20 protein-coding genes and 1 pseudogene are annotated in these 19,505 nt (G+C 60.4%); 13 read left to right on the forward strand and 8 right to left on the reverse strand.

The annotated features are described in order from the left end of the window. The first annotated feature begins 206 nt into the window (after nt 1-206). The 6 genes from QFI97_RS01520 (at nt 207) to opgB (ending at nt 5,942) form a co-directional block, all read left to right on the forward strand. Nucleotides 207-983, forward strand: a complete 777-nt coding sequence (locus QFI97_RS01520) for a threonine/serine exporter family protein (protein WP_095103965.1) — start codon at nt 207-209, stop codon at nt 981-983. Beyond that, on the forward strand, nt 974-1,447 hold the full coding sequence (locus tag QFI97_RS01525; RefSeq protein ID WP_095103967.1) for a threonine/serine exporter: 474 nt from the start codon (nt 974-976) through the stop codon (nt 1,445-1,447). The genes QFI97_RS01520 and QFI97_RS01525 overlap by 10 nt, the downstream gene beginning before the upstream one ends. Nucleotides 1,448-1,553: 106 nt before the next feature. After that, the gene (dnaT, locus tag QFI97_RS01530; protein WP_346430437.1) at nt 1,554-2,093 is read left to right on the forward strand and encodes a primosomal protein DnaT; all 540 of its coding nucleotides are present in this window, start codon (nt 1,554-1,556) and stop codon (nt 2,091-2,093) included. A 2-nt stretch (nt 2,094-2,095) separates the two neighbouring features. Further along, a complete protein-coding gene (gene dnaC, locus QFI97_RS01535; RefSeq protein WP_095103971.1) occupies nt 2,096-2,833 on the forward strand; it encodes a replicative helicase loader DnaC in 738 nt (245 codons plus the stop codon). A 65-nt stretch (nt 2,834-2,898) separates the two neighbouring features. Continuing rightward, nucleotides 2,899-3,393 carry a YjjA family protein gene (locus QFI97_RS01540; protein WP_346430438.1) on the forward strand — a complete coding sequence of 165 codons (495 nt, stop codon included), beginning with the start codon at nt 2,899-2,901 and terminating at the stop codon, nt 3,391-3,393. 257 nt (nt 3,394-3,650) lie between these two features. After that, entirely contained in the window at nt 3,651-5,942 is a 2,292-nt protein-coding gene (gene opgB / locus QFI97_RS01545; protein ID WP_346430439.1) for a phosphatidylglycerol--membrane-oligosaccharide glycerophosphotransferase, read from the forward strand. A gap of 62 nt (nt 5,943-6,004) precedes the next feature. Here opgB and QFI97_RS01550 read toward each other — a convergent pair whose 3' ends face one another. Next, the gene (locus QFI97_RS01550) at nt 6,005-6,841 is read right to left on the reverse strand and encodes a GNAT family N-acetyltransferase (protein WP_346430440.1); all 837 of its coding nucleotides are present in this window, start codon (nt 6,839-6,841) and stop codon (nt 6,005-6,007) included. A gap of 31 nt (nt 6,842-6,872) precedes the next feature. On the opposite strand from QFI97_RS01550, the gene QFI97_RS01555 reads away from it, so the two are divergent. Further along, nucleotides 6,873-7,406, forward strand: coding sequence for a GNAT family N-acetyltransferase (locus QFI97_RS01555; RefSeq protein ID WP_095103977.1), 534 nt, complete (start codon nt 6,873-6,875; stop codon nt 7,404-7,406). Nucleotides 7,407-7,488: 82 nt separating this feature from the next. Then, nucleotides 7,489-8,352 carry a MurR/RpiR family transcriptional regulator gene (locus QFI97_RS01560; RefSeq protein ID WP_045860118.1) on the forward strand — a complete coding sequence of 288 codons (864 nt, stop codon included), beginning with the start codon at nt 7,489-7,491 and terminating at the stop codon, nt 8,350-8,352. Here QFI97_RS01560 and QFI97_RS01565 read toward each other — a convergent pair. From QFI97_RS01565 to QFI97_RS01585, 5 genes are all read right to left on the reverse strand, one after another. Beyond that, nucleotides 8,341-8,949 (reverse strand): 2-dehydro-3-deoxy-6-phosphogalactonate aldolase, encoded by a 609-nt coding sequence (locus QFI97_RS01565; protein WP_095103979.1) that lies wholly within the window; start codon nt 8,947-8,949, stop codon nt 8,341-8,343. The two genes, QFI97_RS01560 and QFI97_RS01565, sit on opposite strands and share 12 nt — an antisense overlap. After that, a complete protein-coding gene (locus QFI97_RS01570; RefSeq protein WP_346430441.1) occupies nt 8,936-9,805 on the reverse strand; it encodes a 2-dehydro-3-deoxygalactonokinase in 870 nt (289 codons plus the stop codon). The genes QFI97_RS01565 and QFI97_RS01570 overlap by 14 nt, the downstream gene beginning before the upstream one ends. 10 nt (nt 9,806-9,815) lie before the next feature. Then, nucleotides 9,816-11,303: a sodium:solute symporter family protein gene (locus QFI97_RS01575; RefSeq protein WP_346430442.1), complete on the reverse strand. Its 1,488-nt coding sequence runs from the start codon at nt 11,301-11,303 to the stop codon at nt 9,816-9,818. Nucleotides 11,304-11,476: 173 nt separating this feature from the next. Next, nucleotides 11,477-11,869, reverse strand: a complete 393-nt coding sequence (locus tag QFI97_RS01580; protein ID WP_095103985.1) for a RidA family protein — start codon at nt 11,867-11,869, stop codon at nt 11,477-11,479. Further along, nucleotides 11,859-13,319 (reverse strand): N-acyl-D-amino-acid deacylase family protein, encoded by a 1,461-nt coding sequence (locus tag QFI97_RS01585; RefSeq protein ID WP_346430443.1) that lies wholly within the window; start codon nt 13,317-13,319, stop codon nt 11,859-11,861. Before QFI97_RS01585 ends, QFI97_RS01580 begins: the two co-directional genes overlap by 11 nt. Here QFI97_RS01585 and QFI97_RS01590 point away from each other — a divergent pair. Both QFI97_RS01590 and QFI97_RS01595 read left to right on the forward strand, forming a co-directional pair. After that, nucleotides 13,288-13,441 (forward strand): annotated as a pseudogene (locus QFI97_RS01590) (hypothetical protein). The gene QFI97_RS01585 and the pseudogene QFI97_RS01590 overlap by 32 nt on opposite strands. A 79-nt stretch (nt 13,442-13,520) precedes the next feature. Continuing rightward, nucleotides 13,521-14,741 carry an amino acid deaminase gene (locus QFI97_RS01595; protein ID WP_346430444.1) on the forward strand — a complete coding sequence of 407 codons (1,221 nt, stop codon included), beginning with the start codon at nt 13,521-13,523 and terminating at the stop codon, nt 14,739-14,741. A 79-nt stretch (nt 14,742-14,820) separates the two neighbouring features. On the opposite strand, the gene QFI97_RS01600 is transcribed toward QFI97_RS01595, so the two are convergent. Further along, nucleotides 14,821-15,831, reverse strand: coding sequence for an Ldh family oxidoreductase (locus tag QFI97_RS01600; protein WP_346430445.1), 1,011 nt, complete (start codon nt 15,829-15,831; stop codon nt 14,821-14,823). A gap of 79 nt (nt 15,832-15,910) precedes the next feature. Next, the gene (gene hpaR / locus QFI97_RS01605) at nt 15,911-16,360 is read right to left on the reverse strand and encodes a homoprotocatechuate degradation operon regulator HpaR (protein ID WP_331834502.1); all 450 of its coding nucleotides are present in this window, start codon (nt 16,358-16,360) and stop codon (nt 15,911-15,913) included. A 288-nt stretch (nt 16,361-16,648) separates the two neighbouring features. Here hpaR and QFI97_RS01610 point away from each other — a divergent pair, with 288 nt between their 5' ends. From QFI97_RS01610 to hpaE, 3 genes are read left to right on the forward strand one after another with little or no spacing between them, the layout of a single operon-like run. Continuing rightward, nucleotides 16,649-17,281 carry a fumarylacetoacetate hydrolase family protein gene (locus tag QFI97_RS01610; protein WP_331834501.1) on the forward strand — a complete coding sequence of 211 codons (633 nt, stop codon included), beginning with the start codon at nt 16,649-16,651 and terminating at the stop codon, nt 17,279-17,281. After that, entirely contained in the window at nt 17,278-18,042 is a 765-nt protein-coding gene (locus QFI97_RS01615; protein WP_331834500.1) for a fumarylacetoacetate hydrolase family protein, read from the forward strand. The genes QFI97_RS01610 and QFI97_RS01615 overlap by 4 nt, the downstream gene beginning before the upstream one ends. Beyond that, nucleotides 18,039-19,505, forward strand: a complete 1,467-nt coding sequence (gene hpaE, locus QFI97_RS01620) for a 5-carboxymethyl-2-hydroxymuconate semialdehyde dehydrogenase (RefSeq protein WP_095103997.1) — start codon at nt 18,039-18,041, stop codon at nt 19,503-19,505. Before QFI97_RS01615 ends, hpaE begins: the two co-directional genes overlap by 4 nt.

Genomic DNA, 19,505 nt, shown 5'->3' on the forward strand with positions numbered 1-19,505 from the left:
GGTGGGAAAAAGAAGGCAATAACGGCGGCAAAAACTGCACTTTTCAACAGTTTTATAAAAGTGTGGTGCGGTTCAAAATTTATCCATCCGGCCCGGAGGCGGCTTTTTGCACATTATTTGATCCCGACCCCCTCAGGCAAATCGAGAGTTCAGGTTAAAGTAGCGACGGACACTACGGCATCGGGCGTTACTGACAGCAGGTATTTATGCAAGCAGATCGGACAGTTCAGCGCACAATTACGCGATTGTGCATTCAGTGTGGTCTTTTCTTACTGCAACACGGGGCGGAAAGCGCGCTGGTTGAGGAGCTTTCTACTCGCCTGGGGCGGGCGTTAGGCATGGACAGCGTGGAAAGCGCCATTTCATCGAATGCGATTGTCCTCACCACCATCAAAGACGGCGAATGCCTGACCTCCACGCGTAAGAATATCGATCGCGGAATTAATATGCATGTGGTGACCGAAGTGCAGCATATAGTGATCCTTGCCGAGCATAAGCTGCTGGATTATAAAGATGTGGAAAAGCGCTTTACCCAGATTAAGCCGCTGCGCTACCCGCGCTGGCTGCTGGTGCTGATGGTTGGGCTCTCCTGCGCCTGCTTTTGCAAATTAAACAACGGCGGCTGGGACGGCGCGCTGGTCACCTTCTGCGCCAGCACCATCGCAATGTATATCCGCCAGCTGCTGACTCACCGCTCGATGCATCCGCAGATCAACTTTTGCATTACCGCCTTTGTCGCCACCACCATCTCCGGGCTGATGCTACGTTTACCGGCGTTTGCCAGCACGCCAACCGTCGCGATGGCCGCCAGCGTGCTGCTGCTGGTACCCGGTTTTCCGCTGATAAACGCCGTGGCGGATATGTTCAAAGGACATATTAACACCGGCCTTGCGCGCTGGGCGCTCGCCAGCCTGCTGACCCTTGCCACCTGCATTGGCGTGGTGATGGCGATGACCATGTGGGGGCTGCGCGGATGGGCATAATCACGTATCTGTTTGCTCTGGCTCAGGACATGGCGCTGGCGGCCATCCCTGCCGTTGGGTTCGCGATGGTATTTAACGTCCCGCAGCGGGCGCTGCGCTGGTGCGCGCTGCTGGGCGCCATTGGCCACGGTTCACGTATGGTGATGATGACGGCGGGCTTTAATATCGAGTGGGCAACCTTCCTTGCCGCCCTGCTGATTGGCAGTATCGGCATTCAGTGGTCCCGCTGGTACCTGGCCCACCCGAAGATCTTTACCGTTGCCGCAGTGATCCCCATGTTCCCGGGCATCTCCGCCTATACGGCGATGATCTCGGCGGTAAAAATCAGTCATTTTGGTTATTCTGAAGAGATGATGATTATGCTGTTAAGCAACTTTTTAAAGGCATCGTCTATCGTTGGTGCGCTATCTATCGGTCTTTCTATTCCTGGCCTGTGGCTGTACCGCAAGCGTCCGCGGGTATAGCGAGCCGCGCCGCCGGGATCGGTCAGTCGCTCCATCCCGGCCGGGCGCTGTGCTACTATGTGTGCTATTCCCCCACTCTATCGTTGTTCAGAGTTGAGATAGTGTTATGTCTTCGCGAATTTTAACTACCGATTTTAGCGGCCTGGATGATTTCATTCAGGATCCTGCGGCCATTCTCGCAAAATCGGCCAACGGTGCCGTTGCCGTTTTTGCCAACAATACTCCTGCCTTCTATGCGCTGACGCCGGAACGTCTGGCCCAGCTGCTTGAGCTGGAGAGTAAACTGGCACGCCCCGGCAGCGACATCGCGCTTGATACGCAGTTCTTTGACGAGCCGGCCGCCGCGCCAGCCGCGATCCCTATGGGAAAATTCGCCATGTACGCCGACTGGCAGCCGGACGCGGATTTTCAGCGCCTCGCGGCGCTGTGGGGTATCGCCCTGAGCCAGGCGGTCACGCCGGAAGAGCTGGCGGCATTCGTTGCCTACTGGCAGGCGGAAGGCAAAGTCTTTCATCACGTGCAGTGGCAGCAAAAGCTGGCGCGTAGCGTGCAAATCGGTCGCGCCGGCAACGGCGGCCAGCCGCGTCGTGATGTGAATACGGTCAGCGAGCCGGATAACCATATTCCACGAGGGTTCAGAGGATGAGCATGAAAAACGTTGGCGAGCTGATGAAGCGCCTGCAAAAAATGATGCCTGCTCATATCGAACCGGCGTTTAAAACCGGTGAAGAGCTGCTGGCATGGCAGAAAGAGCAGGGCAAGCTGCGTTCTGAAGCCCTTGAGCGGGAGAACCGGGCGATGAAAATGCAGCGGACGTTTAACCGCTCCGGCATCCGCCCGCTGCACCAGAACTGCTCGTTTGAGAACTACCGGGTTGAGTGCGAAGGCCAGATGAACGCGCTGTCCAGAGCGCGCCAGTACGTTGAAGAGTTCGACGGCAACATCGCCAGCTTTATCTTTTCCGGCAAGCCCGGCACCGGTAAAAACCACCTTGCGGCCGCCATTTGTAACGAGCTGCTGCTGCGCGGTAAATCGGTGCTGATCATTACCGTCGCCGACATCATGTCGGCAATGAAAGACACCTTCGGCAACCGGGAAATCAGCGAAGAGCAGCTGCTGAACGATCTCAGCAGGGTCGATCTGCTGGTGATCGATGAGATCGGTATGCAAACCGAATCCCGCTATGAAAAAGTGATCATCAATCAGATCGTCGATCGCCGCTCCTCATCAAAGCGCCCGACCGGAATGTTAACCAACAGCAACATGGACGAGATGAACAAGCTGCTCGGCGAGCGCGTGATGGATCGTATGCGCCTCGGCAATAGCCTGTGGGTGATTTTCAACTGGGATAGCTATCGTCACCGGGTCACCGGCAAAGAGTATTAAGACATTTCCGAACTCAGGCGGGGTTATACTGCGGAAATACTTCAGTAACCACGATGAGTAAACTTATGAAATCTGCACAATCCTTGTTCCGCACTCTGATGATTGCCGGCGCCTTTTTCGCAGCCGGCGCACAGGCCGCCTCCTGGCAGGACTCCCTCTCCAGCGCCGCCAGCGAGCTCAGCAGCCAAAGCGGTTCGCAGCAAAGCGGCGCGCTGTCGCTCTCCTCGCTGACCGGCCTGCTGAACGGAGGGAGCCAGTCGCTAACCTCCAGCAGCATGAACAATGCCGCCGGCATTATGTCCTACTGCGCGAAACAAAAGCTCTCCTCGGTGACCAATACCGAAAACATCAAAAACCAGGTTCTGGATAAACTCGGCCTCGGCACCGCGGAAAAACAGAAAGAGGATACCGGCTATCTTGAAGGTTTACAGGGCCTGCTGAACAGCAATAACGGCCAGCAGCTGAACCTGAGCACCCTCGGCAGCAGCCCGCTGGCGGAAAAAGTGAAAACCAAAGCCTGCGATCTGGTCCTCAAGCAGGGCGCGAAATTCCTCTCCTGAGGCTCTCCCCAGATGCCGCGTTTGGCGCCTTAGCCTGGACAACGCGGCCGCAACGCCGTTTTTTAACATTGATGGTCTCATTTTTCCCCGCCGGGAAGGATGAGACGTTGATCAAAAATGGCGACTTATAAACCAATTCTGAACCACAGCACAGTTTCATGACTCTACAATTGCAGCAATATGGCGCTGCCATTACAGTATATCGTGGAAACCGATCTATTTTGCCAGCGGTCAGCTGGCGCTAATGAGGGTAAGCTGTGTCAGAGTTGTTATCCATCGCCCTGTTTCTCACCTCGGTGGTGATTTATGCCTTGAAAGCCGGTCGCAATACCTGGTGGTTTGCCGCTACGCTGACGGTACTGGGCCTGTTTGTCGTCCTGAACATCACCCTCTACGCCAGCGATTATTTCACCGGCGACGGCATTAATGACGCGGTGCTTTATACCCTGACCAACAGCCTGACCGGCGCGGGCGTCGGCAAATATATCCTGCCCGGCGCCGGAATTATCGTGGCGCTGGTGAGCGTTTTCAGCGCCCTTGGCTGGATACTGCGCCGACGCCGTCATCATCCACACCACTTTGGCTACAGCCTGCTGGCGCTGGTTCTCGCGCTGGCCTCCGTTGACGCCAGTCCGGCGTTCCGCCAAATTAGCGAGCTGGTGAAATCGCAGTCCCGCGACGGCGATCCAGATTTTGTCGCCTACTATAAAGAGCCGTCGAAAAGCATCGCCAACCCTCAGCTCAACCTGGTCTATATCTACGGCGAAAGCCTTGAACGCACCTATTTTGATAACGACGCGTTTCCCGATCTGGCGCCCGAGCTTGGCAAACTGAAAAACGAAGGCCTCGATTTCAGCAACACCGCGCAGCTGCCGGGTACCGACTACACCATCGCCGGGATGGTCGCCTCGCAGTGCGGTATTCCCCTGTTTGCACCGTTTGAAGGCAACGCCTCGGCCTCGGTGTCCAGCTTCTTCCCGCAGAATATCTGCCTCGGCGACATTCTGAAAAACTCCGGCTACGAAAACTATTTTGTACAGGGCGCCAACCTGCGTTTCGCCGGGAAAGACGTGTTCCTGAAGTCCCACGGCTTCGATCATCTGTACGGCGCTGAAGAGCTGAAAACCACGGTGGCCGACCCCGCCTATCGCAACGACTGGGGCTTCTACGACGATACCGTGCTGGATGAAACCTGGAAAAAATTCGAACAGCTTTCGCAATCCGGTAAACGCTTCTCGCTCTTTGCGCTGACGGTGGATACCCACCATCCTGACGGCTTTATTTCCCGCACCTGCCAGCGAAAAAGCTATGAAATGGGCGGTAAAAAGAACCTCTCCTTTAGCGCGGTAAGCTGCAGCCAGGAGCATATCGCGGCGCTTATCGAGAAGATCAAAGCCTCGCCCTATTTCAAAAACACGGTGATCGTGGTCTCTTCCGATCACCTGGCGATGAAAAACACCGCCTGGGAATACCTGAACAAGCAGGATCGCAGCAACCTGTTCTTTGTGCTGCGCGGCGACCAGCCGCAGCAGGATACGCTGGCGGTGAAGCGTAATACTATGGACAACGGCGCCACGGTGCTGGATATCCTCGGCGGCGATAACTACATCGGCCTCGGCCGCAGCAGCCTCTCCGGGCAGTCGCTTTCCGGCATCTTCCTCAATATGAAAGATAAGGTGCTGGCCTGGAAGCCTGACGTCATCCGCCTGTGGAACTTCCCGAAAGAGATGAAAAACTTCACCGTGGACGCGCAGAAAAGCATGGTCTCCTTCTCCGGCAGCCACTTCCGTCTGCCGCTGCTGCTACGGGTCTCCGATAAACGCGTCGAGCCGCTGCCGGAGAGCGAATACTCCGCGCCGCTGCGCTACCAGCTGGCCGATTTTGCCCCGCGCGATAACTTTGTCTGGATCGACCGCTGCTACAAGATGGGCCAGCTGTGGTCCAGCGAGCTGGCGCTCTCCACCGACTGGTGCGTATCGCAGGGCCAGCTCGGCGGCGAGCAGACCGTCCAGCGCGTAGATAAGGCCCTGTGGCAGGGGAAAACGGCGTTTAAAGATACCCTCATCGATATGGAGCGCTACAAAGGCAACGTCGACACGCTGAAAATTGTCGATAACGATATTCGCTACAAGGCCGACAGCTTCGTGTTTAACGTCGCCGGCGCGCCGGAGGAGGTCAGGCAGTTTAGCGGCATCTCCCGGCCGGAATCCTGGGGCCGCTGGTCCAACGCGCAGCTGGGGAGCGAAGTCAAAATCGAGTTTAAGAACCCGCTGCCGGAGAAATTCGATCTGGTGATCACCGCCAAAGCCTACGGGCCCAACGCCAATAAGCCGATCCCGGTTCGCGTTGGGGATAGCGAACAGACGCTGACGCTGGCGAATGACGTCTCCACCACCACGCTGCATTTCGACAACCCGTCGCGCAGCGATACGCTGATTATCGTTCCGCCGGACCCGCAGTCCACCAACGAAGGCAATATTCTCGGCCACGCGCCGCGCCAGCTGGGAATTGGCATGGTGGATATAAAAATCGTCAAACGCGAAGGCTAAACCCGCCCGTCCGGCTCTCTGCGGGCCGGACGGCGCGACGCAAAACCGCCTGATCCCCTATCTTACCGCCCGGCAGAAGCCGCAGCAGGGAACTCCACGCTCATTTCATACTGCTGCAGCGCCAGGGCCGCATACCCCGCCGCGCTGAACAGCGGCGTAAACGACTCCGGAACGGTGACCGAGGTGCCAAGACCGGGGAACTGCCGGGCAAGGGCAATAAGCAGCTCGCGCGCCAGGCCGCGGCCGCGGGCGGCAGGTTCGACCCACAGCAGCTGGAGCTGCGGCTTTGCGGTGAGCGTCGCCAACACCGCGAACGCCTGCTGATTAAGCGTCAACGCGCGGCACGGCAGCGTATTGAAGGTCATTGGGTCCATCAGCCACGGCAGCCGACCGTTGATTTCCGCCCCCGCCCTGCGCGTCAGCGCCAGCACATCGCACTGCTCCAGCACCGGCGCGCTCTCGCCCTCCGTCCGCGAGCTCAGATAGCCGCAAAGCCCGTGACGAACGCTAAAGCCCAGCGATTGATACAGCGCAACCGCGGCATGATTATCGCGAATCACCTCCAGCCACATCCGCCGCACGCCCTGGGCCTGTAGCGAGGCCATCAGCGATACCATCAGCGAGCGGCCGGTTCCTTTTCCCCGCCAGGCCGGCCGCACGGCAAACGCCGCCAGCCTGGCCGCATCGCCGCGACGGGTGATAATGGCGATTGCCGCCGGCGTGTCCCCCGCCAGCCAGACGCAAGAATCCAGCAGGCTCAGCCCTTCAGAGCTGAAGCGATGCACAAACACCTCTACCGACAGCGCAACGGGCACCAGATAATCTTCGAAGCAGTCGCTGAGGATCGTCGTCAGCTGTTCGCTGCTAAAGCAGGTGGCGGGGACGGCGGTCAATTCCATATGTTTCTCCCAAAGGTGCTATGCTGAAGCGATGAAAAATAACACTATAACTGCCGAAGTGACATTGCGCCTGACCGAGGAGAGCGATATCCCTCGTCTGCCCGCCGTTGAGCGCTCGGCAGCGCAGGCTTTTCGTCAGATCCCCGCTCTCGCCTGGCTGGCAGATAGCGCCGTCATCAGCGCCCGGGAGCATTATCAGTATCTCGAAACGGACCACAGCCTGCTGGCCATCGGCGGCGGAGAGCCCGTTGGCTTCCTGCTGAGCGAACCGCTCGATGATGCGCTGTTTATCGTGGAAATCGCCGTCCGTCAGGAGTGGCAAGGGCGCGGAATTGGCCGGATGATGCTGGCGCAGGTTACCGACACCGCGCGCAGCATGGGCTATCCGGCGCTGACCCTCACCACCTTCCGCGAAGTCCCGTGGAACGCCCCGTTCTACACCCGCCTGGGATTCTGCATGCTCGATGAACAGCGCCTGCCATCCGGGCTGGCGGCTAAAAGGGAGCGGGAAACAAGCCACGGCCTGCTGCCGGAGACCCGCTGCGCCATGCGCCTCGCGCTGTAGCCCACATCGCCGCTTCGGCGCTGCTTTTTCTGCCCTGAATATGGTACAAAGTATCATTACACATTTAGCGACTGATACCCGTATGGCCTACTCGATTGATATCATCTCCTGCATCACCGATCGCTTCCTCGAGCTGACCGTTACCGAAAAGCGGATAGCCCAGTTTATTCTCGACGATGTCGCCGCAGCGGCCGAGCTGCCGATCGCCGAAATTGCCCGCCTGACCAGCACCAGCCAGGCCTCCGTCACCCGCTTTGCGCGGGCGCTGGGGTGCAAAGACGTCCGCGAACTGAAAATGAAGCTCGCGCAGTCGCTGGCCGTCGGGCAGCGCTTTATTCTGGATGTCCCGGATCTGGAGGGCGTACAGGGGATCTACGAGTCAATTATTGGCGTCCTGGAGACCAACCGCCGGGCGCTGGATATTAACGCGCTGAAGCGCGCCGTCTCCTGGCTTAGCGATGCCCGGCAAATACTGGCGCTCGGCATGGGCGGCGGCTCGACCATCTGCGCGCAGGAGATTCAGTATCGCCTGTTCCGCCTCGGCCTGCCGGTCGTCAGCCAGAACGACGGCCTGCTGGTGCGCATGATGAGCTCGGCCGTAACGCCGAAGGACGTGGTCATCGTGCTGTCGCTGGGGGGATATACCAAAGAGATCATTGAAAGCGCGGCTATCGCCAGGCAGTACGGGGCGAAGGTAATTGCCATCGCTCCGGCGGGTACGCCGCTGGCGGAGCAGGCGGATCTGCTGCTGCCGCTACTGGTGCGCGAAAACGACTATATTTTCAAACCCAGCACCTCGCGTTACGCCATGCTGGCGATGGTCGATGTGCTGGCCACCGAACTGGCGATGGCCAACAAGCCGCAGGCGAAAGACCGCCTGCGGCGCATCAAGCTGGCGCTCGACAGCCACCGCGGCGGCGTCGACCGCCAGCCGCTAGGCGACTAGCTCCCGGCCGGCGGCAATAAAGCGCTCCGCCTGTTCGCGGGTGCGCGTCGGCGTCTGCCCGGCGCGGTACAGATCGCTCCCCAGCCCCGCGCCGGCGCATCCGGCCCGCACCCAGACGGCGAGGTTATCCGGCGTGACGCCCCCCACCGCCAGCACCGGCACCTCCGGGGGCAGCACCGCCTTCAGAGCCCGAATGTAGTCCGGGCCAAAAGCGGAGGAGGGAAAGATTTTCAGCCACTGCGCGCCGGCCTCCAGGGCGTTAAACGCCTCCGTCGCGGTGGCGCATCCGGCGCAGACCAGCATCCCCTGCGCCACCGCCCGGCGGATCACCGCCGGCTGGGTATTGGGCGTCACCACCAGCTTCGCCCCCGACGCGGCAAGAAAATCCACCTGTTCGACGTTAAGTACCGTCCCTGCGCCAATCACCGCCCGATCGGCAAAGCGGCTGACCATCTGCGGAATACTGTGCCGCCAGTCCGGTGAATTTAGCGGGATTTCAATATAGCGAAAACCGGCGCCAATCAGCGTCTCAACGTGTTCCGCCGCCTCTGCGGGGCCAATACCGCGCAAAATCGCGATCAGCTTAACTGCGTTCATCTATTATCCTCGCCATACCGCTCAAAAATGCCTCATCGCCGCCACAGCTCTGCACCACCCGACCTTGCGCCGACATCGCGCGTCGGTAGCGGGCAGTCAGCGCCGGGTCCCCCACCAGGGTGACGGCGGCGGTACGATAGCGATCGCAAAAGGCCGCAGCCTCCGCGCCAATCAGCAGCCCGGAGAGATAGTCGCTGACCGAAGCCGGCGCCAGCGCCCCCAGCAGCCGTGCTGCGCGGGCGCCGAACAGCTCGGCTGCCAGCGGCGACGTCATGCCTTTTTCCAGGCCCAGCTCAAAAGCGGCGTCGTCCGGTCGCTGTTCAGGAAGATGCCTGCCAATCAGCGACTGGCTAAGCAGCAGGTGATGCAGCTCGCCGGTCATGGCGGTGGAGAAATGGCGTACGACTCCGCGCTCTACCCGCACCCACTTACTGTGGGTGCCCGGCATGATGTAGCAATCGGCGGGGGCGATTTGCCCGGCGCCCAGCAGCTGGGTCTCTTCACCGCGCATCACGCCGTAGTCCCCGGCCTGTTCGACCTTGAGACCGGGCACAATCCACACGTTTTCAGCGACGCTGAACAGCTGGCGGCCCGGCGCGTCGATGGCGGCGGGGCAGGCCAGATACGGCACCGGGTACCAGCCGGCGTCGCTGCCGATCATCCCGGCCATCACCACCGGCAGCGCCCGATCGCCGCGCCAGGGCGCCAGATGCTGGCGGAATATATCCGCCGGCGCCTGCCCGTTAAGCCGGGAAATCCCCAACGGCAGCTGTTTCGTTTCAACGCACTCCCCGTCGCGTATCAGCCAGCCGCGCAGCTGCGTGGAGCCCCAGTCGACGGCAATATAGTCCTGCATCTGCGTCTCCTTAGCCCTGCGACGTATTGCGTTTACCGATGGCCAGCGGCGGTGCCGCCGGGGTGCTTTCCCGCTCGCGGGTAATCATCTCCAGCGCCTCTTCACGGCTCATGCTGCTCGCAGGAGTCAGCAGCGTGACGATCACCGAGGCCGCCAGGCTGGTGAGCACCGACGGGATACACGGATTGCCCCAGAACGCCAGCCAGTCGCTGTCCATCAGCACGGCGACCGATGCGCCGGCGCCGCCGGCCAGAGCGGCCACCGCCCCCTGCCAGTTAAAGCGCGTCCAGAAGCGGCCGAGCATGGTGCAGATAAACATCCCGGACATAATCATCGAGATCATTTTGGTGATGTAGCTAATGATGTCGTTGGAGGTCAGGGCGAACACCAGCGCCAGGGCGATAACCAGCACGAGGAACATCCGCGACAGGCGAATCGCCCTCTCCGGCGCGGGCATATGGCCGGTCACCAGGGTGTAAAGGTCGCGCAGCATAATCGAGACGGCGGCGATGGCGTCGGAGCTGCCGGAGGACATGTTGGCCGACATCCCGGCGATCAGAATCGCCATCGCCAGCACCGGCGGCAGGACCTGGGTGGCAAACAGGAAGGCAAAGCCGCTGTTTTCGAGATTGGCGTTCATCGTCCACACCGCCATGCCGATAATCGCCGGCAGGAACGAAAAGCCGAGATAGAGCAGGCCGGTGATGGTGAACGACTGGCGCACGGAGGAGACGGTTTTTGCCGAGTAAATACGCTGGCGGTAGGACGGCGTTGCCAGAACCCCCACGCCAATCACCACCGCCAGAGAGAGCGCGGGAAGCACGCCGAGCTTATCGACGGCAAACAGACTCTGGGCCGCCGGGTCAACCGCCTGCTGAATATGGCTCCAGCCGCCGACGTGATGGACCGCGAGGATCGCCATTAAAATAAAGCCGACGAACAGGACAATCGATTGAATGGTGTCGATCCAGACCACCGCGGAGTAGCCGCCGATGCCGACGTAAACCACAAAAGCCAGCGCAATAATAATTTTGGCGACGTTGATATCAATTCCGCTGGCCCACGCCAGATATAGCCCGCCGCCTAATATATGGGCGCCGAGCCAGCCGATCGAGGCAATAAAAATAAGGATCGCTACCAGGTTTTTAATAATTTTACTGCCGCCGGTATAATACGACATCTCTTCGCTCATGGTCATAAAGCGAAATTTACGCACCGGGGCGAAGAGCCACGCCACCAGTAAAATACCGACCGCGCCGCCGAGGCCGTACAGCATCCCCGCCCAGCCGTTGCTGTAGCCAAAGCCCACGGCGCCTACGCTGGAGCCGGTGCCAACCATGGTGCCGACCGTCGACCCTAGCGTCAGGAACATCGGCAGGGAGCGCCCGCCCAGCAGGAAATCATCGCCGTTCTTTTGCTTGCGTGAAACGTACCAGCCTAAAGCGATCATCGCGCAGGCATAAACGGAAAACCAAATCAGGAATGACATATTATTCATTGCTCACATCCAGGCGTAATAAATAATATTCGTACCGCTGAATATTATGAGTTAATAGTAACGATGCCGAAAAAAGGCACAGCAATCCTGGTCGCGCCGGCCGACTTATTCGGCCTGACGCTACTCTCACATTGTTATGGGTCGCTCCCCGGCCAGCGGCGGGGAGCTATTATTTAGACGCGGGCAGCGTTATAACAGGTCACATCCACTTCAACTTTGCAGTCCACCACCAGATCGGCCACGCAGCAGATCCGCGCCGGCGGATTATCGCCAAAGAACTCGCGGAACACTTTGTTGAAAGACTGGAAATAGCGCGAGTCGGTGAGGATCACCTTCACGTGCACCACGTCGGCAAGGGTATAGCCTGCTTCATTCATGATATCGACGCAGTTCTGAATCGCCAGCCGCGACTGATCGACAATGCCCCCCTCCACCACTTCGCCGTTTTTCATCGGCGTCTGGCCGGAAACATACAGCCAGCCGCCCGCTTCCACCGCGCGGGCAAACGGCAGATGCTGCCCGCCGGTGCCGGTTCCACCTTCCACGCCGTAACGTTTAATGCTCATACTCAACTCCTTCGTCCATCCGGCGGCGCAGGAAACGCCCCGCGCGCCCGGTAATTTTTTTATCGCTGCCGTAGCTCATGACGCCGTTCACCATCACCGCCTCAATGCCGTCCGCCGGCCGCTTCGGGTCGGAGAAGCTGGCAACGTCGCGCACCGTCTGTGGGTCAAACAGTACCAGATCGGCAAAGTAACCGATTTTAACCAGCCCACGTTCCGATAGCTGGAAGCGCGCCGCCGACAGCCCGGTCATTTTGTGAATAGCGGTGGTCAGCGGAAAAAGCTGCTCGTCGCGGCTGTAGTGCCCCAGCACCCGTGGGAAAGCGCCCCACAGCCGCGGATGCGGCATCGGATCGTTCGGCAGGCCATCGGAGCCGATCATGGTGACCGGATAGCGCATCACCCGCCGCACGTCCTGCTCATCCATGTTGTAGTAGATAGCGCCGGCCGGCATCAGCTGCGCCGCGGCGTCGTGCAGGCTCACCTGCCACTCGTCGGCGATCTGCCGGAGCGTTTTTCCCGCCTGCTCCGGCCGGGACTCGGACCAGGTGATCACGATGTCGAATTCATCGGTCACCTGCTTCATATCCAGCGTGGAGGAGCTGGCGGAATAGGGATAGCAGTCGCAGGCGATTTCCTGGCGCTGGCGCATCTCATCGAAGAAGGCCAGCGTCTCGCGCGTGCGCCCCCAGTTCTTTGCCCCGGCGCATTTATGATGAGAAACCACCACCGGCACGTTGCCGTGACGACCGATACGAAACGCTTCGTCGAGAGCCTCAAGGATAGGCTCAAATTCAGACCGCAGATGGGTGGTGTAGATCCCCTGCTCCGCCGCCAGCTCTTCCGCCAGCGCCATCACCTCTTCGGTGGTGGAGTGGAACGCGCTGGCGTAGGCCAGGCCGGTGCTCAGGCCCAGCGCCCCCTGGCGTAGCGCATCGCGCAGCTGGACGCGCATTCCGGCAATCTCCGTCTCCGTCGCCGGGCGGAACAGATCGTCCATATGGTTATTACGCAGCGCAGTATGGCCAATCAGCGTGCCGACGTTGAGCGACGGCCGGGCCGCTTCCACCGCGTGGGCATAGGCCTGCACGGTGGGATAGATAAACTGCTCCTGCTCGCCCAGCAGGTTCATCGGATCGGGCACCGCGCCGCGCATGGTCGCCATTGCCGCGCTGATCCCGCAGTTACCGACGATCACCGTCGTCACGCCCTGACTGAGCTTGGGTAAATATTCCGGCATCCGGATGACGTTGATATCGTCATGGGTATGCACATCGATAAAGCCGGGCGCCAGCACGCGCCCCTGGCCTTCAATTTCGCGCTCTGCCGTCACCTGCAGCGCCGGAGCGATAGCCACAATGCGATCGCCCTTCACCGCCACGTCGGCGCGATACTGCGGCCCGCCGCTGCCGTCAATAACCGTGACGTTCTTAAAAAGCCAGTCAACCTTCATAGCAATTACTCCCTTTCGACTATGCCGACAAGTTAACCATTTACAAGGCGGAAAAACAGTGGAAAACTACGCAAAACCCAGATCGTTTTGTGATACTTTTATTCACAATGAATAATATTTAAGTATTAAAATAATATTTATCAAATAGTTATAACTGATACCCATTTAAAATCCGAAAGTAAAACCTGAAAGGATAGTGTTATGAAATACCACCACGCAACGCTTGTCCCGCATAAATCAGCGCCGATGACATCGCCGGCGAACCTGCTGGCGGAAGAGGTCTGCCTTCCCGCCGCGCTGCTGAAAAAAAGCGCGCTGGAAAACAATATCGCCTGGATGCAGCGCTACGCTGACGCCCGCGGCGTCTCGCTGGCGCCGCACGGCAAAACGACGATGACGCCGTGGATTTTTCAGGCCCAGCAGCGGGCCGGCGCCTGGGGAATCGGGGTCGGCAGCGCCTGGCAGGCGGCTGCGGCGATGGCCAGCGGCGTCCAGCGCGTATTGATGGTCAATCAGCTGGTGGGCAAGGCCAACATGCAGGCCGTTTCTCAGCTGAAAACCCACTACCGCAGCGTAGATTTCATCTGCTGCATAGATAGCCTCGCTAACGCCCGCGCGCTGTCGGCTTTTTTTGCCGAACGCCGGCAAACGCTGGACGTGCTGATTGAGCTTGGGGTGCCCGGCGGGCGCTGCGGCTGTCGCAGCCTGGAGGATGCGCTGGCGCTGGCACAGACCGCGGCCGAGCTACCGGGCCTGACGCTGCGCGGGCTGGAGCTGTATGAAGGAGTGCTGCACGGCGACGATCCGCAGCCGCAGGTTGAAGCGCTGCTGCGCCAGGCCGCGGACCTCGCCTGCCGAATGGAGCCGCTGGTCGACGGCGAGTTTATCCTGACCGGCGCCGGCACCGTGTGGTATGACGTGGTGTGTAACGTCTGGCTGGCGGCCAAAAAGCCGGCGCGCTGCCGAATAGCGATCCGCCCCGGCTGCTACATCACGCACGATATGGGGATCTACGATGTTGCCCAGCAGGAGCTGATCGCCCGGGATCCGATCGCCTGCGATCTGGCCGGCGATCTGACCTCGGCCCTCGAGCTGATGGCGATGGTGCAGTCGGTTCCGGAGGCGGATCGCGCGGTGGTCAACTTCGGCAAGCGCGACTGCGCTTTCGATGCCGGCCTGCCGCAGCCCATCGCCCACTATCGCGGCGGAGAGCCGCTGCCGCTGCGCGCGGAGGAGATCGTCAGCGTCGGGATCATGGATCAGCACTGCATGCTGCGCCTGGCGCCCGGCAGCGATGTGCAGGTCGGCGATATCCTGGTCTTTGGCACCTCGCACCCGTGTCTGACCTTCGACAAATGGAAAACGCTGCTGCTGGTCGACGACGACTACAACCTGCTGGAAGAGCTGGATACGCTGTTCTGATTCATCCCGCATGACGGCCCGCGCCGTCTCCGGGCTCCGCGTCCGGCCTCGCTAAGCGCCGGATCGCCGGAGAAATCGCCTAACGCCGCAGGGCGACAATCTCCTCATACAGCGAACGCCCGATCGTCACGCCCTGGCGTTCGCTGACCTGACGACAATCGAAGCGCCGCTCTCCGGGAAGACGGGCCCCCTGCGAGCGCATGGCATCAAACAGCGTCTCCGCCCGCGCCAGGTGTTCGTCCGCCTGCGGCCCGAGAAAACGCTGCGGATCGAGCGCCAGAATCAGCTCGCCGCCGTACGGTAGCCCGCCCGCGCCCTTATCCCACGCCAGCGACTCCGCACTGGTCATATCGCCAATCAGCGGCCCGGCGAGCAGCTCCACCATCGCCGCCAGCGCCGAACCCTTATGGCCGCCAAAGGTCAGCATCGCTCCGTCGAGAACGGCGGCGGCGTCGGTGGTGGGCTCTCCTTCGGCGTCGATTCCCCAGCCTTCCGGCAAGGCCTTCCCGGCACGCTGATGCAGCTGGATCTCGCCGCGCGCCGCCACGCTGGTTGCCATATCAAAAATAAACGGCGGCCTGTCGCCGCGCGGCCAGCCAAAGGCGATAGGGTTGGTGCCAAAGAGCGGACGGCTGCCGCCCGCCGGCGCGACCCACGCGTGGCCCGGCGTGCAGGCCAGCCCCACCAGCCCCGCCTCGGTGAGCGGCTCAACGTCGGCAAACAGGGCCGAGAAATGCACGCAGCGGTTAATCGCCAGCGCGGCAATACCGCTGTGGCGCGCCTTGGCGCACAAGAGCGGCAGCGCTCGCTCAAGCGCCAGCAGCGAAAAGGCGCCGTTAGCATCCACCCGCACAACCGCCGGCGCCCGGTCGTCAATCTGCGGCTCGGCGTCGGGCGAGACCTTCCCTTTGCGCAGGGTATCGACTATCCCCAGCAGCCGCCACAGGCCGTGGGAAGCGCAGCCGTCGCGCTCCCCGGCGGTCACGTTACGCGCCACGGCCGCCGCATGGCTCTCGCTGAAACCATTATCGCTGAGCACCTGGCGGGAAAGCGCTTCAGCCTCGGGCAACGTCAGCGTTACCGTCTCCATAATCTTCTCCTTTGCTCTTCTTCTACTCTTCTTCATCGCCATTAAAGTTAGCCTGAGGAAGGCAGCTGCGCGCGCTGATTTACTCCTCTTGCCGATCGTCGCGCGCGGCGCCGTTACGGTTGCCGAGCGCGATAAACTCCTCCAGCAGCGCGGTCAGCTGCTGCATTTTTTCGCTGGTAAACTCTTCTTCGATCAGGCGATAGGCCTCTTCAACCTGAGCCTGGGCGCTTTGATACAGCTTTGTTCCTTCCGCCGTCAGCGAAACGTACAGCTTGCGCTGATCGCTGACCGGCTTCAGACGCAGCACCAGGCCGTCACGTTCCATGCGGGTCAAAATACCGGTCAGGCTCGGGCGCAAAATGCAGGCGCGGAAGGCCAGGTCGTGGAAATCCATCGACGGGTTTTCGGCAAGGATGCGCACAATACGCCACTGCTGCTCGGTGAGATTATGGCGTTTGACGATCGGCCGAAAGTGGCCCATCGCCGCTTCCCGCGCCTGCAACAGCGCAATGGTTAACGAATCATGCATCACATACCTCTACATCGTATTTCAGAATCTATTAACAAGTTAATAATTAGCGTTTATTTGCCGATGACGCAACCGGTTTCTGCTGCTGAAAAGTACCAGTCTTTTCATGAAAAATAACTAACAATATGATTATAAACAATTAAGTTTCATTCATGTAAATTTATTGTTAATCCGATCACAAAACATTCACTTCTGTTTGCCAAACCCTTCCGCAAGGAATAAAAGGTAATCATTAACATATTAATGAAATCCATTAAGCTTCAGAAATCAGTACCAGAGGAGTGGTGAATGAAAGGTACCATCTTCGCCGTTGCGCTTAACCACGGCAGCCAGCTCGACGCCTGGCGGGAAGCGTTCCAACAGGCCCCGTACAAAACGCCGCCGCAAACTGCGGTCTGGTTTATCAAACCGCGCAATACCGTTATCGGCAGCGGCGACGCGATCCCTTACCCGCAGGGGGAAACCGTGCAGAGCGGCGCCACCGTGGCGCTGATCGTCGGTAAAACCGCACGCGGCGTCTCCGTCGAAGAGGCCGCCTCCTGCATCGCCGGCTACGCGCTGGCCAACGACGTCAGTCTGCCGGAAGAGAGCTTTTACCGCCCGGCGATTAAGGCGAAATGCCGCGACGGTTTCTGCCCGCTGGGCGACCTCGTCCCGGTACAGAACGTCGATAATCTGACCATCATCACCGAAATCAACGGTCGCGAAGCGGATAGCTGGAACACCGCCGACCTGCAGCGCAGCGCCGCCGAGCTGCTAAGCGCCCTGAGCGAGTTCGCCACCCTCAACCCCGGCGATGCCATTCTGATCGGCACTCCGCACGCCCGCGTAACGCTGCGCCCCGGCGATCGCGTACGCATTCTCGCCGAGGGTTTCCCGGCGCTGGAAAACCCGGTAGTCGCAGAAGGAGAGCCGGCATGAAACAGGCACGTATCGAGTGGCAGGGTCAGGTACGCAACGCGCAGGTCGACGATCGTGAGCAGGCGATCCTCGACGACGGCACGCGGCTGCAGGAGGGCGAATTCCGCTGGCTGCCGCCCGCCGAGGGCACCCTGTTCGCGCTGGGGCTGAACTACGCCGACCACGCCAGCGAGCTGGAATTCAAGCCGCCGGAAGAGCCGCTGGTGTTTATCAAAGCGCCGAACACCTTTATCGGCCACCGCCAGGAGTCGGTGCGTCCGGATAACGTCGAATATATGCATTACGAAGCCGAACTGGTGGTGGTGATTGGCAAAACCGCGCGCAAGGTCAGCGAGGCCGACGCCCTGGACTACGTCGCCGGCTATACCGTCTGCAATGACTACGCCATTCGCGACTATCTGGAAAACTACTACCGGCCGAATCTGCGGGTAAAAAGCCGCGACACCCTGACCCCCATCGGGCCGTGGATCGTGAGCAAAGAGACGGTCCCGGACCCGCACAACCTGACCCTGAGCACCTGGGTCAACGGCGAACTGCGCCAGCAGGGCACCACCGCCGATCTGATCTTCAGCATCCCGTACCTGATTGCCTGGCTGAGCGACTTTATGACCCTGCAACCGGGCGACATGATCGCCACCGGCACGCCGAAGGGGCTGTCTGACGTGGTGCCGGGTGACGAAGTGATCGTCGAAGTCGAAGGCGTGGGCCGCCTGGTCAACCGCATCATCAGCCAGCAAGCGTATGAGGAGAAGCTGTCATGAAAAAAATTAACCACTGGATCAACGGCGAAAGCGTGGCAAGCGCGGAGTATTTCCACACCACCAACCCGGCCACCGGCGAAGTGCTGGCGGAAGTCGCCTCCGGCGGCGAAGCCGAAGTGAATCAGGCGGTAGCGGCAGCCAAAGCGGCGTTCCCGAAATGGGCCAACCTGCCGATGAAGGAGCGCGCGCGCCTGATGCGCCGTCTGGGCGATCTGATAGACCAGAACGTTCCGCAGATCGCGGCGATGGAGACCGCCGATACCGGCCTGCCGATCCACCAGACCAAAAACGTGCTGATCCCGCGCGCTTCGCACAACTTCGAATTCTTCGCCGAAGTGTGCCAGCAGATGAACGGCAAAACCTATCCGGTTGACGACAAGATGCTCAACTACACCCTCGTGCAGCCGGTCGGCGTCTGCGCGCTGGTGTCGCCGTGGAACGTGCCGTTTATGACCGCGACCTGGAAGGTGGCGCCGTGCCTGGCGCTGGGCAACACCGCGGTGCTGAAAATGTCCGAGCTGTCGCCGCTCACCGCCGACCGTCTCGGCGAGCTGGCGCTGGAAGCCGGTATTCCGCCGGGCGTGCTGAACGTAGTACAGGGCTACGGCGCGAACGCCGGTGACGCGCTGGTGCGCCATCATGACGTGCGCGCGGTGTCGTTTACCGGCGGCACCGCCACCGGACGTAACATCATGAAAAACGCCGGACTGAAAAAGTACTCGATGGAGCTGGGGGGCAAATCGCCGGTGCTGATTTTTGAAGATGCCGATATCGAGCGCGCGCTGGATGCCGCCCTGTTCACCATCTTCTCAATCAACGGCGAACGCTGCACCGCCGGCTCGCGCATCTTCATTCAGCAGAGCATTTACCCGGAGTTCGTCAAGCGCTTCGCTGAACGCGCCAGCCGCCTGCGCGTCGGTGACCCGACCGATCCCAACACCCAGGTCGGGGCGCTGATAAGCCAGCAGCACTGGGAAAAAGTCTCCGGCTATATCCGCCTCGGCATCGAGGAAGGCGCCACGCTGCTGGCCGGCGGCCCGGATAAACCCACCGACCTGCCGGCGCATCTTCGCGGCGGCAACTTCCTGCGCCCGACGGTGCTGGCGGACGTCGATAACCGCATGCGGGTTGCCCAGGAAGAAATCTTTGGCCCGGTCGCCTGTCTGCTGCCGTTTAAAGACGAAGCCGAAGGTCTGCGCCTCGCCAACGATATCGAATACGGCCTCGCCTCCTATATCTGGACCCAGGACATCAGCAAGGTCCTGCGCCTCGCGCGCGGTATTGAAGCCGGCATGGTCTTCGTCAATACCCAGAACGTCCGCGACCTGCGCCAGCCGTTCGGCGGCGTGAAAGCCTCCGGCACCGGCCGCGAAGGCGGCGAGTACAGCTTCGAAGTGTTCGCCGAAATGAAAAACGTCTGTATTTCCATGGGTGACCATCCGATCCCGAAATGGGGTTTATAA

The sequence above is a fragment of the Klebsiella scottii genome (assembly GCF_036561945.1).
Classification (GTDB): Bacteria; Pseudomonadota; Gammaproteobacteria; order Enterobacterales; family Enterobacteriaceae; genus Klebsiella; species Klebsiella scottii.

Excerpts from the sequence above, each read along its gene's own strand:
- QFI97_RS01595 (WP_346430444.1), top strand. The coding sequence starts at position 13,521 with ATGAAATACCACCACGCAACGCTTGTCCCGCATAAATCAGCGCCGATG.
- QFI97_RS01575 (WP_346430442.1), bottom strand. The coding sequence starts at position 11,303 with ATGAATAATATGTCATTCCTGATTTGGTTTTCCGTTTATGCCTGCGCG.
- dnaT (WP_346430437.1), top strand. The coding sequence starts at position 1,554 with ATGTCTTCGCGAATTTTAACTACCGATTTTAGCGGCCTGGATGATTTC.
- QFI97_RS01585 (WP_346430443.1), bottom strand. The coding sequence starts at position 13,319 with ATGAAGGTTGACTGGCTTTTTAAGAACGTCACGGTTATTGACGGCAGC.
- QFI97_RS01580 (WP_095103985.1), bottom strand. The coding sequence starts at position 11,869 with ATGAGCATTAAACGTTACGGCGTGGAAGGTGGAACCGGCACCGGCGGG.
- QFI97_RS01615 (WP_331834500.1), top strand. The coding sequence starts at position 17,278 with ATGAAACAGGCACGTATCGAGTGGCAGGGTCAGGTACGCAACGCGCAG.
- QFI97_RS01540 (WP_346430438.1), top strand. The coding sequence starts at position 2,899 with ATGAAATCTGCACAATCCTTGTTCCGCACTCTGATGATTGCCGGCGCC.
- QFI97_RS01570 (WP_346430441.1), bottom strand. The coding sequence starts at position 9,805 with ATGCAGGACTATATTGCCGTCGACTGGGGCTCCACGCAGCTGCGCGGC.
- dnaC (WP_095103971.1), top strand. The coding sequence starts at position 2,096 with ATGAAAAACGTTGGCGAGCTGATGAAGCGCCTGCAAAAAATGATGCCT.
- QFI97_RS01550 (WP_346430440.1), bottom strand. The coding sequence starts at position 6,841 with ATGGAATTGACCGCCGTCCCCGCCACCTGCTTTAGCAGCGAACAGCTG.
- QFI97_RS01555 (WP_095103977.1), top strand. The coding sequence starts at position 6,873 with ATGAAAAATAACACTATAACTGCCGAAGTGACATTGCGCCTGACCGAG.
- QFI97_RS01565 (WP_095103979.1), bottom strand. The coding sequence starts at position 8,949 with ATGAACGCAGTTAAGCTGATCGCGATTTTGCGCGGTATTGGCCCCGCA.
- QFI97_RS01610 (WP_331834501.1), top strand. The coding sequence starts at position 16,649 with ATGAAAGGTACCATCTTCGCCGTTGCGCTTAACCACGGCAGCCAGCTC.
- QFI97_RS01560 (WP_045860118.1), top strand. The coding sequence starts at position 7,489 with ATGGCCTACTCGATTGATATCATCTCCTGCATCACCGATCGCTTCCTC.
- QFI97_RS01600 (WP_346430445.1), bottom strand. The coding sequence starts at position 15,831 with ATGGAGACGGTAACGCTGACGTTGCCCGAGGCTGAAGCGCTTTCCCGC.
- hpaE (WP_095103997.1), top strand. The coding sequence starts at position 18,039 with ATGAAAAAAATTAACCACTGGATCAACGGCGAAAGCGTGGCAAGCGCG.
- hpaR (WP_331834502.1), bottom strand. The coding sequence starts at position 16,360 with ATGCATGATTCGTTAACCATTGCGCTGTTGCAGGCGCGGGAAGCGGCG.
- QFI97_RS01525 (WP_095103967.1), top strand. The coding sequence starts at position 974 with ATGGGCATAATCACGTATCTGTTTGCTCTGGCTCAGGACATGGCGCTG.
- QFI97_RS01520 (WP_095103965.1), top strand. The coding sequence starts at position 207 with ATGCAAGCAGATCGGACAGTTCAGCGCACAATTACGCGATTGTGCATT.